The organism is Luteimonas terrae (genome assembly GCF_031457535.1).
GTDB lineage: Bacteria > Pseudomonadota > Gammaproteobacteria > Xanthomonadales > Xanthomonadaceae > Luteimonas > Luteimonas terrae_A.
On the sequence record NZ_JAVDWO010000004.1, the window covers coordinates 1 to 16412 of the forward strand.

Genomic DNA, 16412 nt, shown 5'->3' on the forward strand with positions numbered 1-16412 from the left:
GCCTGTCTCCAGATGGCTGGAGCGCATGCGATCACTGCCGCCAGAAGTCCTCGATCAGATGGCGCTGACGCCATGAAAACGTGGGGAAACCTTAGTCCCTGACGGAGGAGACGATGATCAGGGGGCTCTGCGAATGCGCGGCGCGCCGCTGCGGGCCTGGCATGTCAATGCGAAAATGGTGCCTGTGTGCCATCGCCAACGTCTTCCCAGCGCCCCGAGCGTTCGGCTTGCGGGCAGATGCGAAGGTAGGTCCACCAGGCCCCAATTTCATCGAGGCTCCATCCGGTCAGCTGTCCGCCGCAGTAAGGCGTGGGGCCCGGGCAATAGCCCGGGGTGATGGCCGGCGTCGATGTCGCGTAGTCAGGGATCGGAAACCACGCGCGCGGGCTGTGCCGCATGCCGTGGCGGCAGAACACGAAGGGATCGCCCGCGCGCCACAGCAGATTCTGTTCACCGGTCTGATCCTGGGCACGCCCGTGACCGGGCATCAGCGCGGCGGCCGCCAGCACCAGTGCGCATGCACGTAGGCGAAAGGCCATCGATCCGGTCCTCCTGAAGCGGGAGCACCAGCGTATGTGCGATCTCCGCTGCGTAAGGCCGGGCGGCGCCCGGCGCGCGAGTCAGGAGTTGCCGTGCTTCGCCGTCGGTCAGCTCTGCCGGTCTGGGGCGTGCAGCCACCAGCCACGGCGGGCGTCATTCCCCTGGAAGCTCCAGGCCAGGAACCGGCTTTGCTTGTTGCCCTGCGCCATTGCGACCTCGCGCACGTCCACCGCACCGGCCTTGCGCAGTTCGGCACGCAGGCCCGGCAGATGCGCCGACTTCGAGATCAGACTGCTGAACCACAGCACCTGTGATCCGAAATCCACGCTCTCGCGGATCATCTTGCGCACGAACCGCGCTTCGCCGCCCTGGCACCAGAGCTCGCCGTCGCGGCCACTGAAGTTCAGCGGCAGCTTGCGCGAGGCGCGCGGCGGCCCGTCCGAGCGCGCCGCCAGATTGCGGCGCTTGTCGCGGCCGCTCCGATTGGCTTCGGCCGCCGACGCATGGAACGGCGGGTTGCACAGCGTGGCGGCGTATCGATCCCCCGGGCGCAGGACACCATGGAACAGATGGCCGCGCAGCGTCTGTGGGCGTACTTCGATCGCGCTGCCGAGCTGGTTGGCGCGCACGATCGAATCCGCAATGCGCAGCGCCGTCTCGTCGATGTCGGAGCCGACAAAGTGCCAGCCGTACTCGGTGTGTCCGAGCAGCGGGTAGATCACGTTCGCACCGGTGCCGAGATCGAACAGTCGCACGTCATCGCCACGCGGGATGTCGCCGTCGCGGTCACCTGCGAGCAGGTCGGCAAGCCCATGGACATAGTCTGCGCGGCCCGGCACCGGTGGGCACAGGTACGACTCTGGAATTTCCCAGTGTTGAATGCCGTAATCGGCCTTCAGCAGCGCCTGGTTGAGAAAGCGCACCGCGCGCGGATTGGAGAAATCCACGCTGGTGTCGCCCGCAGGCGTGCGCACGAGAAAAGGCTGCAGAGCAGGCGTGACCCGGGAGAGCCGCTTGAGGTCATATCGACCCTGGTGGCGGTTGCGCGGATGCATCAGCTGCGGTTCGGTCGGGGACTGGGAACGTGACATGCCGCTATTGTGGACCGCATGGGCGCCGTGCAGTGAAGAGGCGCGTGCCTCGAAGTGTGGTGCCTCGTGATCTCCTGATGCGCCACGACGACAATGCGTCGCGTCATCTCCCGCCTTTGCGCGCGGCGATCCACTGGTCCAGCCGGCTGGCGAACGCCTGCCGGTCACGCGCATGCAGGGCAGCGGGTCCGCCGGTCTGCACGCCGCCGCCGCGCAGTTCGTCCATGAAATTCCGCATCGACAGGCGCTCGGCGATGTTGTCGGGGGTGAAACGTTGCCCACGCGGATCGATCGCATCGGCGCCGCGTTCGACCACGCGCGCGGCCAGCGGAATATCCTGGGTGACGACGAGATCGCCTGGACGCGCACGCTCGGCGATCGCATCGTCGGCGACGTCGTAGCCACCGGAGACCTGCAATGCCCGGAGGTAGCGCGAACCCGGCGTGCGCAGCCACTGGTTGGCGACAAAGGTCACGTGGACCTGCGCGCGTTCGGCGGCGCGGAACAGGATGTCGCGGATCACCACGGGGCAGGCATCAGCATCGACCCATATTTGTGGCGGTGTGTCGGTGTCGGTGTCGTCTGCGTGCATCGTCATCCAGCGGGTCGAGGCGGATGCGCGGGAATTCCAGCCATTTCCGCGCGCTTTCGAAGTGTACGGGCGTCGAACGCGCAAGGCCGCAGGTTTGCACCGATCGGTCGCCACCGGTATCGTGAGTCGCGTGACATCGCTGCTGCACCGTGCGTTCTACCGGTGCCTTCTGCAGCATTTCCCCTTCGTTTCACTGCATCCAAGGAGTTCGTCCATGGAGATCGCCGCTGCGCGCGTCGCCACGTTCCACTACACCCTCACCGACGACGACGGCAACGTCATCGACAAGTCGGCCGAAGGCAATCCGTTGCCGTATTTCCACGGTGGCGGCAACATCGTCCCGGGTCTGGAAAACGCGCTGGAAGGCCACAAGGCCGGCGATGCGCTCAAGGTCGACGTGAAGCCCGAAGAGGGCTACGGCCTGCGCAATGACAGCCTGGTCCAGGCGGTGCCGCGCCAGGCATTCCAGGGCATCGACACGATCGAGCCCGGCATGCAGTTCCAAGCCCAGGGCGGTGCCGGTCCGATGCTGGTGACCGTGGTCGAGGTGGGCGACACCGAGGTCAAGATCGACGGCAACCATCCGCTCGCGGGCAAGACCCTGCATTTCGCGATCGAGATCGTCGCCGTACGCGACGCGACCGCCGAAGAGAAGGAAGTCGGTCAGGTCGTCCAGCAGGCCGCCTGACCAGGCGAGGCGCCCTGCGGGATAAATCCGCTCCGGGCATGCGCATGGCGCCTGTCTGGAGCGGCTTCGCATCAGACGCCCGGCGCGTGATCGCGTGGTGTGAAACCTGTCATCGGTGTGTCGTCGGCGGTCGCGGATCGATCCCGATGGACGCCTGCACGGAGCGGCCCGCTGGACGCACGCGCTAGGTTTTCAGCTAGGGAGGGTCTGAATAACTGCCGTCATCCCCGCGAAGGCGGGGATCCAGTGACTTCAAGCCTTTGAAAACCAAAGACGCTGGATTCCCGCCTTCGCGGGAATGACGGCCAAAAGCGGAATTGTTCAGACCTTCCCTAGCGGCGCGCCCCGGCGGCGTCCAGCCCCATCTGCCAGAAATCGGCTTCCAGCCGCGAAGCCTTGCCGAACAACGCAGCGAGTTCGTCGAAGCGTCCCGGGCCGAGATAGCGCGCGCCGAGATCATCGAGATGGCGCGAGGCATTCGCGGCGACCGCCTGATAGGCATCGCCCGCGTACTCGCCGATCCATTCGCGATACGGGTGCCCATCGAGCGCATCGACACCGTCCGGCGCCAGTGCGCGTCCGATCTCGGCATAGCCGAGCACGCACGGCGCGAGTGCGACATGCAGGTCGAGCAGATCGCCGGACATGCCGCAATCGAGCACGAAGCGCGTGTAGGCAACGGTGGCCTGATGCTCGGGCGCGGCCTCGATGTCGGCCGGCGACAGACCCCAGCGCTCGCACAGCCGCACGTGCAGATCGAGTTCGACATCGACGATTGCCGACAGCCCGTCCTTGGCGGCGCGCAGGTCGGCGAGCGTGCGGCTCTTGTAGGCGGCCAGCGCATTGGCGCGCGCGAACTGGATCAGGAACAGGTAGTCCTGCACCAGATACGTGCGGAATGCGGCCTCGGGCAGGGTGCCGTCGCCCATGCCGCGCACGAACGCGTGATCGACGTAACTGCGCCACTCGGCGGGCGCGGCGGCCTTGAGGCGTTCGAACAGCGACATCAGGCGTCGCCGTCCGCGTAGGCCGCGTCGAAGAACGCGAGTTCGAGATCCACGGCGCGCTGGAAGAAATCCTGCGCAAGCGCCGCGTCGCCCGGACCCACGCGGTCGAGCTCGGCCTGCAGGAACGCGACGAAATCCACGAACACCGGGTTGTCGTGCAGCGTGACCCACTCGGCGTGGACGAAATTCGTCGGCAGCGGGCGTGGTACACGCTGCGCCCAGTCGAGGTACAGGCCTTCGGCGACGTTGAGCACGGCGAGCGCCGCGGCATAAGACCGCGTTTCCGCGGCCTCGCGCATGATTGCCTTGAACCCTGCGGTGGGCGCGGTGTCAGGCGTGCGCGAGCGCGTGTCGGTGTCCACGCCCAGCGCATCGAACGCGCGCAGGAAGTAGGTGTTCTCCTCGCCGCAGACCATGCCGACGAAACGGCCGAGCACCAACCGCGATTCGAAGCGGTCGCTGCTGGCGATCGCCGCGCCCAGCAGCACCAGGAAGCTGTCGAGGAAGCGGTGGTCCTGGATGAGATAGGCGGCCATCACCTCGTCGGCGATGCGGCCTTCGCCCAGTTCCTGTACGAAGCGGTGTTCGACGGCGCGGGTCCAGGTGGCCTCGCAGGACTGGCGCAGGGATTCGCTGAAACGCAGGGTCATGTGACAACTCCAGGGCAGGGCGCGACACGCGCGCAGGGCAGCGGGCGCTGCGGCATACCGCGTGTCGCTGGCGAGGCGTGATTGTGGTGCAGCGTGGCGACCGCGTCCAAGGCGTGGCGCGCGATGGCGGCGTCACGTCTTGGATGATGCGCGCTCAGGAGGCGACAGGCGGTGCCGGTCGGCCGGCAGCCGAGCGCCGCGCTCGCCGGATCAGGCCATGGATATACGCCATTTTCTCGACCACGGGCGGCGCGATCACGAACGGATAGATATCCGGATGGCCCATCGTGCGGTTGAGGCTGTTGATGGCCCAGGTCAGCGGCAACCAGGCCTCGACCAGACGCTGGATGTCGGCGACGCGGTGCGGATCGAACGACAGATCGGTTTCCATCAAAGGATCGTCGGCCACATCCGGCGCGATGCGGATACCGAATGCCGACGCCATCTCCAGTGTGTCGATGATGTGCAGGTAATGCGCCCAGGTCTCGGCCCAGTCTTCCCACGGATGCATCGTCGCGTAGGGGCTGACGTGCGCGGCCTGCCAGTCGTTGGGCGCACCGTGGTCGTAGTAAAGCTGCAGCGCATCGCTGTAGCTGCGGCGGTCGTCTCCGAACAGTGCACGGCAGCGCGCGAGTTCGTCTTCGCCCGCGTCACGCACCAGCCTGTCCCAGTAGTAATGGCCGATCTCGTGGCGGAAATGCCCGAGCAGCGTGCGATACAGCTCGCCCATCGCGATGCGCGTCGCTTCGCGCGCGGCGTCGTCGGCCTCGGCGAGCGCGATCGTGATGTGGCCGTTGTCATGGCCGGTCATGACCTTGGGGCCGGTTTTCGGGTCGGCCAGGAAATCGAACGACAGCGGCCGCGGATCGCCGCTGCCGGGTGCAGGTGTCGGCAGCTGCAGGCGCAGCAGCGTGTAGAAAAGGCGGCGCTTGGCGACCTCGATCTTCTGCCAGTCGGCCAGCCGCTCGGCATCGGCGAGATTGGGGATCGTGCGGTTGTGCCGGCATGCGAGGCAGTAGCCGCTCGGGTCGCTGGTGGGCAGCAGCCAGTTGCAGGCCGAATGCGTGGCGTTGCGGCAAAACTTGAAGCGTGCCCCGGGCCGCGCGGGCGTGATCCATTCGCCGGCATCGAGATCGAGTGCTTCGAGCGTCAGCGTCTGCGGCAGGAAGCCCAGCGTCTTGCCGCAGCGCAGGCACGCGGTGTTCTCGAAATACAGCACCTGCTCGCAATGCGAGCATTTGAACAGTTGCATGGCAGGATCGCTCCGGGATCAGGCCGCGTGGCCGAGATCATCGTCGAACGTGAGAGCGGCGGAAGATTCGAGATCAGCCCAGACGCGCAGCGACAGTGTACGCAGCGGCCGGTAACTGGTCAGAAACGCCACGTCGGCGGCGTCGCGGCCATGCGCGATCACCACGCGTCCGCCGCGCGGGGCGGACTGGGTGGCGTCGAAGGTGTACCAGGCGCCGCCGAGATAGGCTTCGAACCAGGCATGCATGTCCATCGGCTTGAGGTCATGCAGCCAGCCCACGACCATGCGAGCGGGAATATCGAGCGCGCGACACAGGGTGATGCCCACGTGCGCGAAATCGCGGCAGACACCGGCGCCGTGCGCCAGGGTGTCCTGCGCATCCGTGCTCGCGTTGCTGACGCCGTAGCGGTACTCGAGATGCGTGGCGATCCAGCGGCGGATCGCCTCGGCCTGGGCGTAGCCCGGTGCGGCATCACCAACCACGCTGCGCGCCTGGTCCCACATCGCGCCGCGATCGGACGGGCAGTAGCGGCTGGGCAGCAGGAACTGCAGGGTCTCGGCCGGCAATGCGCCGGGATCGATCGCAGGCGCATCGGGCGCGACCCGGATGTCGGGCGTGGTCTCGACGGTGGTATCGATCCGCACGCGGGTCAGCCCCTTCGGCACCACGAATCGCTGGCAGCGGTTGCCGAAACTGTCGACGTGTTCATCAAAGCCATGGCTGCGCTCGAAGCCCGAGCGGTCATTGATGCGCCATCGCACTGCACCCTCGCGCGGCCGCAGCATGGCAATGACCGGGCTGGCGGCATCGGTTTCGATCGAGAGTTCGCAGCCGGCCTGGACACGCATCGCGGGGGATCTTCCTTGGAGGTGCGCCAAAGTAGGCGCGGGTTCGTGCAGCGGACGTGGAGGGCGCCGGTTCAACCAGCGCGGCCACGAAGCGAGGGGGAGCACGCCCATCGACGACGGACGTGCTGGAACGGCAGAAAATCGGAGCGACGCACGTACGAAAAAGCCGGCGCTCAGGCCGGCTCTTTCGCACACGCGTGGTGTCTGGTGGGCGGTACAGGGATTGAACCTGTGACCCTTGCCGTGTGAAGGCAATGCTCTACCGCTGAGCTAACCGCCCGGATCATTGGGAGGGGCGGGCAAACTGCCTGGACCGTCTCCTGTGCGCTGGACCCGCGAGGGGTGGCGCGATCGGGACGCGAATTCTACGGGTGATTCGGGTTGGCGACAAGCGGGTGTTGCGGGCGGCTGTTCGGCTTGCGCGGAGAAGCCGCAGACGTTGCCTTGCTTGTGATCTCAAAATCCCGGCGACAGCCGGAAATGTTTCAGAACAGCCCGAGGCCGGGCAGCGAATGGCTGTCCGCGCTCTTGCATCAGTCGAGTTCGTAGCGGAAGTCGCTGGGCCCCGGCTTGCGCCGGGGCGACGGCTTCGGTGATATCGCGTTCGCGTGCGTTGACTGATCAGACAGGTCCGCTCAGGCCATGCAAGTCATCACTCGATCTGCTCCGCCGCGTACGCTGCGTCCAGCGCTTCCATCGCATCCGCGGGCTTCAGACTGGCGGCCTTCTCGTACGCAGCCGCCGCAGCTGCCTCCTGCTTCTCGCCATGCAGCAGCATCAATACGTTGCCGTGCTCGATATGGGCGATCGGGGAATGCGGGGTGAGCTTGAGCGCGGTCGCGATATGCGATTCGGCCTCGGCCGCCTTTGCGCCGTAGGTCAGGCCGCCGATCATCGCGCCGATCTTGTCGATGATCTCGGCGTGGTAGAGGGCGAGCGCGGTATGCGCTTCGGCATGCTTGGGTGCGAGCTCGAGTGCAGCGTGCAGCGAATCGCGGACCTTGCCGGCGATGCCCTGCTTCAGCGCCTTGGCGATGCTCAGGCCCTGGCTGTAACGGCCCAGCGCGTATGCGCGGCTGTAGTGGCTGTTCGCTTCATCGGGCAAGACGGCGATCGCAGCCTCTGCCAACGCTGCTGCCTGCTCGTAGCGCTTGAGCTGTTCGGCCTCCGACGTCACCAGATGCGTGGCGTGAATCCCCAGCGCCTTGACCGCGACCGACGCGCCGACCGGCCCGAGCCCGCTGCCGGCGTCGAACGCGGTCTTGAAGTCGCCGGCATGGAACGCGCGCCAGGCGTCCTGCAGCGCCGTCGCAAGCGCGGCGGCATCAAGGCCTTTCGGTGCGGCCCTGCCGGCGGCGTCGATCAGCGCCTGCGCGCGCTTCGTATCGGGAAACGGTTCGCTGTCGCCGGCATGCAGCCGCGGCCATGCTTTCTTCAAAGCGTTGCCGGCATATTCGAATGCGTCGGACGGGTAGGGGAAGGGCGCCCATGCGGACTTGGCCATCGCGGTCTCTCGAATTGGCGCGGCTGCGCCGTCAGTGGGTGTAGGCCTGGACCAGCGCGTTGAGGTGCACGCGCTCGGCATCGCGCAGCGCAGGAGAGAGCAGCATCATCACCTGCACGATGCCCTCGCGGATTGCGACCTGCTCGTCGCGGTCGCCGCGCGTGGCGCTGTAGTTGAGCCAGAAGGTGGCAACGACGATCAAGTTTGTCGCTGCGGCGTCGATCTCCGCATTGGATGCGCGCAGGATGCCTGCGCGGGCCAGGCCGGCGATCACCGCATGCGCGCGTTCACTGGCGCGGCGCAGGATGCGCGAAAAACGCACACGCAGACGGCGGTTGCGGCTGAGGATCTCGAGCAGGTCGCGGTAGAGGAAGCGGTAGTCCCAGATGCACTCGAACACCAGGTGCAACTGCAGCCAGATGTCCTCCAGTTCCGGCAGGCGTCCATCGGGCACGACGAGTGCGTCGTCCATGCGGGCCTCGTAGCCCGCGAACAGGTGCTCGATGATGTCGTCCTTGTTGCGGAAGTGGTAGTAGAGGTTGCCCGGGCTGATGTCGAGCTCGTCGGCGATGTGGTTCGTCGTCACCCGCGGTTCGCCCTGGGTGTTGAACATCGCGAGCGCGCAGTCGAGGATCCGTTGCCGGGTATCGCGTGCCATCGACGCGCCGGTCAGCCGGCCAACGTGTCGACCAGCGCGATGTACTGCTGCATAGCAGCATCCCGCTGCGTGCCGGCGAGCTTGCCCCAGGCCTCGTACTTGGCCGTACCGACGAAGTCGAAGAAGCCCGGCTTCGGTCCACACACGTCGCCTTCCGAGCCCTGCTTGTACAGCGCGTAGAGCCGCAGCAGCGTGTCGTTGTCGGGTCGTGCGTCGAGTGCCTGCACGCGTTGCGCGGCTGCTTCGAATGCCTGCGTCACATCGGACATCGTGGAGCCTCCCGGGAGCCGGTTGCCATCACAGCATCGTCGTCGCGGCGAATCAACCGCGGTCGATTGTGGGCCGTCCGCGGCTCTGGCACCGTAGCCACGGGAACGACGCCCGGCACCGTGGCGCCGTGGAGGGATGCGATGGCTTACTTCGTGACCGGTGCGACCGGCTTCATCGGGCGTCATCTCGTGGGCAACCTACTCAAGCGCAAGGGCACGATCCATGTGTTGATCCGCAAGGATTCGCGCAAGAAGTTCGACGCGCTGGTGCGCGATCTCGGCTGGGACGCCAAACGCCTCGTCGTGGTCGAAGGCGACATGACCGCCGAGCGTTGCGGCGTCACCGCCGCGCAGTTGCGCGTGCTCAAGGGCAAGGTGAAGCACTTCTTCCACCTTGCCGCGCTCTACGACCTGGCCGCATCGCTGGACGCGCAGCGCATCGCCAACATCGACGGTACCCGGCACGCGCTCGATCTAGCCGCAGCACTCGAAGCCGGGTGCTTCCACCACACAAGTTCGATCGCAGCGGCGGGCCTGTATCCCGGCATCTTCCGCGAGGACATGTATGCCGAAGCCGAGGGCCTCGACGATCCCTACCTGCGCACCAAGCACGAGTCCGAGGGGTTGGTACGCCGCGAGACGCGGATCAAGTGGCGCATCTACCGGCCAGCGATGGTGGTCGGTCACTCGAAGACCGGCGCGATCGACAAGATCGACGGACCGTACTACTTCTTCACCTTGATCAAGAAACTGCGCGACGTGTTTCCGCCGTGGATGCCGATGCTGGGCGTGGAAGGTGGGCGCATCAACATCGTGCCGGTGGATTTCGTCGCCGATGCGATGGACCACATCGCGCACAAGCCGCGGCTCGATGGCCACACATTCCATCTCACCGATCCAGAACCGCTGCGCGTGGGCGAGGTGTTGAACCTGTTCTGTCGGGCCGGCCATGCGCCGGAGATGACGATGCGTCTCGACGCGCGGATGTTCGCGTTCGTGCCGCCTTCGATTCGCGGCGCGGTGGGCGCATTGCCGCCGGTGCGCAGATTCGTCGGCATGCTGCTGCGCGATTTCCGCATTCCGAAGCAGGTGATGAAGTTCATCACCTATCCCACGCGCTTCGACAACCGCGAGGCCGAACGCGCGCTGCGCGGCAGTGGCATCGAAGTGCCGAAGCTCGAGGACTACGCATGGCGGCTGTGGGATTACTGGGAGCGCCATCTCGACCCGGACCTCTTCATCGACCGCACGCTCAAGGGCAAGGTGCGCAACAAGGTCGTGGTGATCACCGGTGGCTCGTCGGGCATCGGCCTGGCGACCGCGCAGCGCGTGGCCGAGGCGGGCGCAGTGACGGTGATCGTCGCGCGTCGCGAAGACGAGCTGTTTGCCGCGCGCGATGCGATGCGCGCCGCCGGCGGCAAGGTGTTCGCCTATACGGCTGACCTCGCTGATCTGGCCGACTGCGACCGTCTGGTGCAGCAGGTGCGGACCGAGCACGGGCATGTCGACATCCTGATCAACAACGCCGGCCGTTCCATCCGGCGTTCGATCGAACTCAGCTACGACCGCTTCCACGATTTCGAACGCACCATGCAGCTCAACTACTTCGGCAGCCTGCGCCTGATCATGGGGTTCATGCCGTCGATGACCAAGCGCCGCAAGGGCCACGTCATCAACATCAGTTCGATCGGTGTGCTGGCGAACTCGCCGCGCTTCTCGGCGTACGTGGCGTCCAAGGCGGCGCTGGATGCGTTCAGCCGCTGCGCGCAGGGCGAGCTGTCGGGCAAGGGCATCAGTTTCACCACGATCAACATGCCGCTCGTCGCCACGCCGATGATTGCGCCGACCAAGATGTACGACAGCGTGCCGACACTCACCCCGGATGAGGCGGCCGGTCTGCTGGTCAAGGCGATCATCGAAAAGCCCAGCCGCATCACCACGCGTCTGGGCGTGTTCGCGGCGCTGGTCAACGCGGTCGCGCCGAAGGCCTATGAGATCGTCATGAGCACCGCGTTCGAACTGTTCCCGGATTCGGCTGCCTCGAAAGGCGACCGATCGGCGCTGCGCGACGAGACGCCGAGCCAGGAGCAGATCGCCTTTGCCGCGATGATGCGCGGCGTGCACTGGTAACGCTCGAGAGGCGCTGGCGCGGCAGGTGCCGGCGCTTCAAAAGCTCCGGCACTGCAGGAAGCGGGTCTGCTGCCCGCTGCTGGCCGGCGGCGTGAGCTGCAGGCGCGACGAGGTGAGGTCGGGATGGCGCAGCACCAGCGCACAGATCGCATCGACGGTGGCCTGATCGTCCACACGGGCGACGAAGATCTGCAGCGTCGAGCCGGTCGCCCAGATCGCGCGGTCGACGTCGGGCAGGGTGCCGAGCGCGCGTGACAGATCACTGCGCTGGGTCTCAATCGGCGCGTGCGGTGGCGCTTCGATGCGGATCGGCGCGGCGGGCGCGGTCTCGCGCGGTGGCGTCGCAGCGGTCGCACTGGGTGCGGGCTGTGCATCGGGCATCGCGAGAAACACCGCCACGCCGGCCAGCAGCGCGAACAGCCAGCCCAGCAGCACACGCTGGCGTGCCGCGGCACCGGTCTGTGCGCGGATCGCATCGAGTTCGCCGGCCGGCATCAGATCGCGCAGTTCCGGCCACAGGGTCGCACCATCGAGCAGTTCGATACGCTGCTTGCCGGCCGCGCCGCGGGCCTCGGCGTCGATCCTGCCCTGCGTCACCAGCAAGCCACCGGCCGCGCTCTTGAGCAGCACCTCGCTCGACAGTGCCTGCACCGCGTTGCGGCCCAGCACATAGGTCGATGCGTGCTTGCAGGACAGCAGCCAGCGCGCGCCATCACGCTCGAGCATGTAGTCGCGGTCGCCGGACACATCTTCCAGGTCCACCACCTGCACATAGCCGCGTCGGCGCAGCGCCTGCAGCACCATGCCGATGAAGCCGCGCCATGAGATGGCCGACAGCGCGACGATCCCGGCCGCCGCTTCGTCGCGACGGCGCTGGAAGGTGAGGAAATAGAACGAAACCGCACATCCGATGGCGATCGCCACTCCGATTGCGGCGATCCACTGCGTGGTCATACCGGTGCCCGTCTCCGCTTGCTGGGCGGCAGGATACCCGAGCGCAGGACCCGATCAGCGTTGAGATCGAACAGGGTCAGATGCCGAAGCCCTCCCCCGCAAGCGGGGGAGGGTTGGGTGGGGGCAAACCATCAGCGCTGGGACAACAGGTCAGGCGACAGGGCGCCAGCAATTTCGAAGCCGGGCCAATGACCGGCCCAGCGATCAGCCCGCGTTCGCCGCCTTCTTCGCTGCACGCTTGGCCGGCGTTTTCGCCGTCTTCGCCGCCGCCTTGCGCGGTGCCGCCTTCTTCGCAGTGGCCTTCTTCGCAGGTGTCTTGGCCGCCTTGCGCGCCGGCGCAGACTTCTTGGCCTGCAAGGCCGCTGTCAGCGCATCGACGCGCTTGCTGAGCGACTGCACGTCGTCCCGGCCCGGCACACCGAGCTTGACCAGTGCGCGCTGCACGCGGTCCTCGAACACTTTCTCGAGCCGGTCCCAGGTATCGGCCGCGCGATCGCGGGTCTGGCCGACGCCGGTTTCGACGGCATCGCGCACCGTGCCCGCACGCGTATTGGCGTAGGCGCGGGCGGTCTTCTCCAGACCCGCGCCTTCCTTCATCAGGCCGTCGAACAAGCGGGTGCCTTCGGCCTGCGCGCGGCCGAACGCGCCGACGCCGGCCAGCCAGATCTGCTGCGCGGATTCACTGATCGACTTCGACAGTGCTTCGCCGCCCGTGGTATCGCCCTTGGCGGGTCTGGAACGCGGCGCGGACTTCTTCGAGGCTTTCTTCGCGGTTTTCTTGAACGTGGCCATCGGTGTCTCCGGACGTGGTGGACAGGGCGATCGCAGTTTGGTGCGGCGATCTGGAGTTTTCACGCCAACGCTCAGCGCGGCGGCGTGTCGATCATGCGCTCGATATCGTCGAGTGCGCGATGCAGGCGCGCGGTGGTCTCGGTGCGACGTGTGCGCCGCGGCGGCAGGCCGTCGAACAGGGTGCGCTCGCCGTCGGCCAGGATTTCCGGGCGTAGACGGATGCCGTGTGCCCCCAGCACCGGTATGAGTTCGGCCGCGCGATTGCGCAGATCGTCCAGCGTCTGCCGGTAGCCGAGCGCACATACGCGGTGCCGCGTGGAGAAGCTGAAGGCATTGAGGAAGAACAGTTCCGATGCGCCGTCGCCGGGCTCGAATACCAGCTGGTCGACATCCGGATACTGCTGGGCGTATTTCGCCAGCCCCACCTGCATGCGTGACTGCAGCAGCGTGCGGAAGGTCTGCGACAGCACCGCCGGCAAGCCGCCGTCGGTCAAGGGCCGGCTGCGGCGCCTGCGTGGCGCAGCGCCGGTCGGGCGATCGGTATAGGGCACCAGTGGGTTGAGCCCCAGCATCAGGTCGATGTCGCGCTCCAGCAGGACCGAGGCATGCATCGTCCGGCGCAGCGCGCCGTCGACGTAGTCGCGGCCGTCGATGCGGACCGGCGGATACAGGCCGGGGAGGGCGGCACTGGCCTGCACCGCGCGTGAGATCGGCACGTCGGCCAGCTCGCCGGCGCCGAACACCGCGGCCTCGCCGCTGTCGAGGTCGACGGCAACCACGTGCAGCGCCGCATCGAGTGCACGGAAGTCGTTGCTGCGGCCGCGCCTGGAGAACACGTCGGCCAGAAACCGCTCGACGCCGCGGTTGTCGAACACGCCGGTCGGCACCACGCCGCCGAACAGCGCAGTGCGGGGGGCGCCCGGCAGCAGGCCGCGGCTCCAGTCCATCGCCAGCTGCGGCAACCCGCCGATGCGGCGCGCGTACTCGCCGAACGCGGGCCGCAGGAAGTCCTCGGCGCGGAATGCCAGATCGTCGCTGTCACCGGTGATGAAGGCACGGCACATCTCTTCGACGTCGAGCCGGTTGGCCAGAGCCGCCGCCAGGAACGCGCCGCTGCTGATGCCCACATAGCTGTCGAGACGGGTCAGATCGAGGCCATCTAGCGCCTCGTCCAGCGCCCGCAGCGCGCCGAGTTCGTACATGGCGCCGATCGGGCCACCACCGGCGATGGCGAGGCCGATCTTCGGTGCGCGGGTCGAGGCGCGTCTGCGACGGTGCCTGGCGGGATGCAACGACAGCATGGCGAGGCCTGGAGGTCAGTCCGCCCGAGTCTAGCCAGCCGGTGTTGAAGGATTGCTCCAGACGCCTTCAACGTCGAAGATGCGCCGATGACGGCATCCGACATTTCCGCCCGCCTCGCGCGACGACTGGCGTGGCATCAGGCCCTGCACGATCCGGACTTCGACCCGCGCGCCCGCTCGCACTGGCTGACCGAACTGCGGCGCTGGCAGGCCGCGCGGCTTCGCGTGAGCTTCGCCCATTTCCTCGAGGACCCCACGCGCGCGCCGGCGGCGAACTTCTTCCTTGGCGATGTCTACGGCGATCGCGACTTCACCCGGCGAGATGCCGACATCGCCCGGATCCTGCCGACGATGCGACGGCTGTTGCCCGCGCGCTTGCTGGAGACCGTCTCGGACGCCATTGAACTCGGTGCACTGAGCCAGGCACTCGATCTACATATGGTCGAGGCGCTGCAACGCCTGGCGCCGCGGCGACGCAAGCTCGACGACACGCTGTATGCCGAGGCCTACCGGGACGTCGGCCGCGCGGGTCTGCGCCGGCGCCAGGTGCGTCTGATCGGGCGCGTGGGCCGCGGCTTCGGCAAGGCATTGAAGATGCGCGGCGTGTCGGCGCTGCTGGCGTTCTCGCGCGGTCCGGCCCGGCTCGCGGGCCTGACCGAGCTGCAGGGCTTTCTGGAACGCGGCTATGGCGCGTTCGAAGCGCTGGGCAACCCGGATGCGTTCGTCGCCGAGATCGAACGCGACGAGGGCGAGGTGTCGCGGCGACTGTTCGCCGGACACCCCGCGCCGTACGCACTCGACGACTAGATCAGAACTTCTCGGCCAGCACCCGGCGGATCTCGGCCTCGATCGGTCCCTGCATCGCCGACAACAGGAAGCCGAGCTTGGCGGTGACGTGGAGGCTCTCCGGCAGCAGCGCGATCGCGCCGTTGACGCCCGAGCGGCTGAAGTTCAGCGTGTCTCCGTCCCAGCCGTACTTCATGTCGAAGCGCTCGGAGAGCTTCTGCGCGACGGCTTCGACCGCGGTGCGGGCCTTGGCCGGCGGCAGCGAGTGGGGATGGGTGATGTCGATACCAGCCATGCGAGGCTCCGCGGGTTGTCGTTGGACGCGCATTGTGCGGTGACGGGGCGCAGTGACCAAGTGACGGCATGCAGCTGCGCGGCGCCGTGCTAGATTGCCGCCGCATGACTGCGCTCAAGCTGCGATTCCCCACGCCCGACGAACCCGAACTGCCGCTCGACATCGGCGTGCACGGCATCGGCCGTGGGCGCGGGGGTGTATTGACCCCGGTCTCCGACAGCGTTGAACCGAGCGTGCGCTTCTGCGTCGATCGCCGCGGCGTGTGGCTGACGGTGGCCGAAGGCGTGCAGGGCGTGCACGTCAATGGCCGCCAGGTACGGCGCATGGCGATGCTGCGTACGGGCGATGCGATTTTCGTGGACGGTCACGAGCTTCGGCTGGTGTCGACGACGCCGGTGTCGACGATCGTGCCAGCGAACGATTTCGACGCCACGGACAGCGGCGATGCCGATCCCCGGGTCGTGTTGCGCGGTGTCGGCGGTCGGTATCACGGCCGCAGTTTCACGCTCGACCGGCCGCGTCTGGTGGGCCGCCACGCAGAAGCCGACATCCGCATCGACGAGCCGGGTTTCGCCGATCGTCATGCGCGTCTGGAACGCGTCGGTAGCCTGGTGCGGCTGACCGATCTGGGCTCCGCAGACGGCAGTGTGGTCAATGGCGAGCCGATGCGCGACGCGGTACTGCAGGCTGGCGACCAGGTCGTGTTCGACGCCCACCATCGCTTCGTCGTCGAAGCGCCCGCGCGCGCCGGCCACAGCGCCGGCTACGACCGCGCGCCCGAGCCGCAGGCGCTCGTCGATGAATCCACGGCGCCACGCGGAGGCGGACTGCCGCTGCCGTGGTTGTTGCTGGCGGCGGTGGTGATCGCGGGCTTGCTCAGCGCGTTGTTGCTGTTCGGGGCGGCTTGATTGGCTCTCTTGTGATCCGCTTCGGGTCTGCCCGCTGAAAGTCGCTGGGCCCCGGCTTTCGCCGGGGCGACGGCGCCTTTGATCTCTGAGTAAGTCCTGTGCGCGGCGTCTTCAGCCCCAGTCACGTCGCCCCGGCGAAAACCGGG

The 16412-nt window shown here is 67.2% G+C and carries 18 protein-coding genes and 1 tRNA gene; 4 read left to right on the forward strand and 15 right to left on the reverse strand.

The features are described 5' to 3' along the window. Positions 1-164: 164 nt before the first annotated feature. The 3 genes from J2W68_RS05625 to J2W68_RS05635 form a co-directional block, all read right to left on the reverse strand. Positions 165-509: a hypothetical protein gene (locus J2W68_RS05625; RefSeq protein WP_310233498.1), complete on the reverse strand. Its 345-nt coding sequence runs from the start codon at positions 507-509 to the stop codon at positions 165-167. A 138-nt stretch (positions 510-647) separates the two neighbouring features. Further along, positions 648-1631 (reverse strand): 23S rRNA (adenine(1618)-N(6))-methyltransferase RlmF, encoded by a 984-nt coding sequence (rlmF, locus tag J2W68_RS05630; RefSeq protein ID WP_310233502.1) that lies wholly within the window; start codon positions 1629-1631, stop codon positions 648-650. Positions 1632-1734: 103 nt separating this feature from the next. Next, entirely contained in the window at positions 1735-2223 is a 489-nt protein-coding gene (locus J2W68_RS05635) for a YaiI/YqxD family protein (protein ID WP_310233891.1), read from the reverse strand. 214 nt (positions 2224-2437) lie between these two features. Here J2W68_RS05635 and J2W68_RS05640 point away from each other — a divergent pair, with 214 nt between their 5' ends. Beyond that, the gene (locus J2W68_RS05640) at positions 2438-2911 is read left to right on the forward strand and encodes an FKBP-type peptidyl-prolyl cis-trans isomerase (protein ID WP_310233504.1); all 474 of its coding nucleotides are present in this window, start codon (positions 2438-2440) and stop codon (positions 2909-2911) included. 332 nt (positions 2912-3243) lie between these two features. Here J2W68_RS05640 and J2W68_RS05645 read toward each other — a convergent pair whose 3' ends face one another. The 8 genes from J2W68_RS05645 to J2W68_RS05680 form a co-directional block, all read right to left on the reverse strand. Next, on the reverse strand, positions 3244-3918 hold the full coding sequence (locus J2W68_RS05645; protein WP_310233507.1) for a TenA family protein: 675 nt from the start codon (positions 3916-3918) through the stop codon (positions 3244-3246). Continuing rightward, positions 3918-4568 carry a TenA family protein gene (locus tag J2W68_RS05650; protein ID WP_310233509.1) on the reverse strand — a complete coding sequence of 217 codons (651 nt, stop codon included), beginning with the start codon at positions 4566-4568 and terminating at the stop codon, positions 3918-3920. Before J2W68_RS05650 ends, J2W68_RS05645 begins: the two co-directional genes overlap by 1 nt. 154 nt (positions 4569-4722) lie before the next feature. Next, positions 4723-5820, reverse strand: coding sequence for a zinc-binding metallopeptidase family protein (locus J2W68_RS05655; protein ID WP_310149124.1), 1098 nt, complete (start codon positions 5818-5820; stop codon positions 4723-4725). Between the two features lie 18 nt (positions 5821-5838). After that, entirely contained in the window at positions 5839-6669 is an 831-nt protein-coding gene (locus J2W68_RS05660) for a transglutaminase family protein (RefSeq protein ID WP_310233511.1), read from the reverse strand. 205 nt (positions 6670-6874) lie between these two features. Beyond that, positions 6875-6949, reverse strand: a tRNA-Val gene (locus J2W68_RS05665). A gap of 372 nt (positions 6950-7321) precedes the next feature. Next, a complete protein-coding gene (locus J2W68_RS05670; RefSeq protein ID WP_310233514.1) occupies positions 7322-8173 on the reverse strand; it encodes a hypothetical protein in 852 nt (283 codons plus the stop codon). Positions 8174-8204: 31 nt separating this feature from the next. Next, positions 8205-8831, reverse strand: a complete 627-nt coding sequence (locus J2W68_RS05675; protein ID WP_310233516.1) for a TetR/AcrR family transcriptional regulator — start codon at positions 8829-8831, stop codon at positions 8205-8207. A gap of 11 nt (positions 8832-8842) precedes the next feature. Next, positions 8843-9100, reverse strand: a complete 258-nt coding sequence (locus tag J2W68_RS05680; RefSeq protein WP_310233518.1) for an acyl-CoA-binding protein — start codon at positions 9098-9100, stop codon at positions 8843-8845. 141 nt (positions 9101-9241) lie between these two features. Between J2W68_RS05680 and J2W68_RS05685 the strand changes: the two genes are divergently transcribed. Next, positions 9242-11230: an SDR family oxidoreductase gene (locus J2W68_RS05685; RefSeq protein WP_310233520.1), complete on the forward strand. Its 1989-nt coding sequence runs from the start codon at positions 9242-9244 to the stop codon at positions 11228-11230. Positions 11231-11266: 36 nt separating this feature from the next. Here J2W68_RS05685 and J2W68_RS05690 read toward each other — a convergent pair whose 3' ends face one another. The 3 genes from J2W68_RS05690 to J2W68_RS05700 form a co-directional block, all read right to left on the reverse strand. Continuing rightward, positions 11267-12184 carry a restriction endonuclease gene (locus tag J2W68_RS05690; protein WP_310233522.1) on the reverse strand — a complete coding sequence of 306 codons (918 nt, stop codon included), beginning with the start codon at positions 12182-12184 and terminating at the stop codon, positions 11267-11269. Between the two features lie 204 nt (positions 12185-12388). Next, positions 12389-12976 (reverse strand): phasin family protein, encoded by a 588-nt coding sequence (locus J2W68_RS05695; protein WP_310233523.1) that lies wholly within the window; start codon positions 12974-12976, stop codon positions 12389-12391. Positions 12977-13047: 71 nt separating this feature from the next. Beyond that, on the reverse strand, positions 13048-14277 hold the full coding sequence (locus J2W68_RS05700; protein ID WP_310233526.1) for a patatin-like phospholipase family protein: 1230 nt from the start codon (positions 14275-14277) through the stop codon (positions 13048-13050). A gap of 87 nt (positions 14278-14364) precedes the next feature. On the opposite strand from J2W68_RS05700, the gene J2W68_RS05705 reads away from it, so the two are divergent. Beyond that, on the forward strand, positions 14365-15084 hold the full coding sequence (locus J2W68_RS05705) for an FFLEELY motif protein (protein WP_310233527.1): 720 nt from the start codon (positions 14365-14367) through the stop codon (positions 15082-15084). A 1-nt stretch (position 15085) separates the two neighbouring features. Here the strand turns inward: J2W68_RS05705 and J2W68_RS05710 are convergent, their stop codons facing one another. Continuing rightward, complete coding sequence (locus J2W68_RS05710; RefSeq protein WP_310233528.1) at positions 15086-15358, reverse strand: polyhydroxyalkanoic acid system family protein; 273 nt, start codon at positions 15356-15358, stop codon at positions 15086-15088. Positions 15359-15462: 104 nt separating this feature from the next. On the opposite strand from J2W68_RS05710, the gene J2W68_RS05715 reads away from it, so the two are divergent. After that, on the forward strand, positions 15463-16266 hold the full coding sequence (locus tag J2W68_RS05715; protein ID WP_310233530.1) for an FHA domain-containing protein: 804 nt from the start codon (positions 15463-15465) through the stop codon (positions 16264-16266). Positions 16267-16412: the final 146 nt, after the last annotated feature.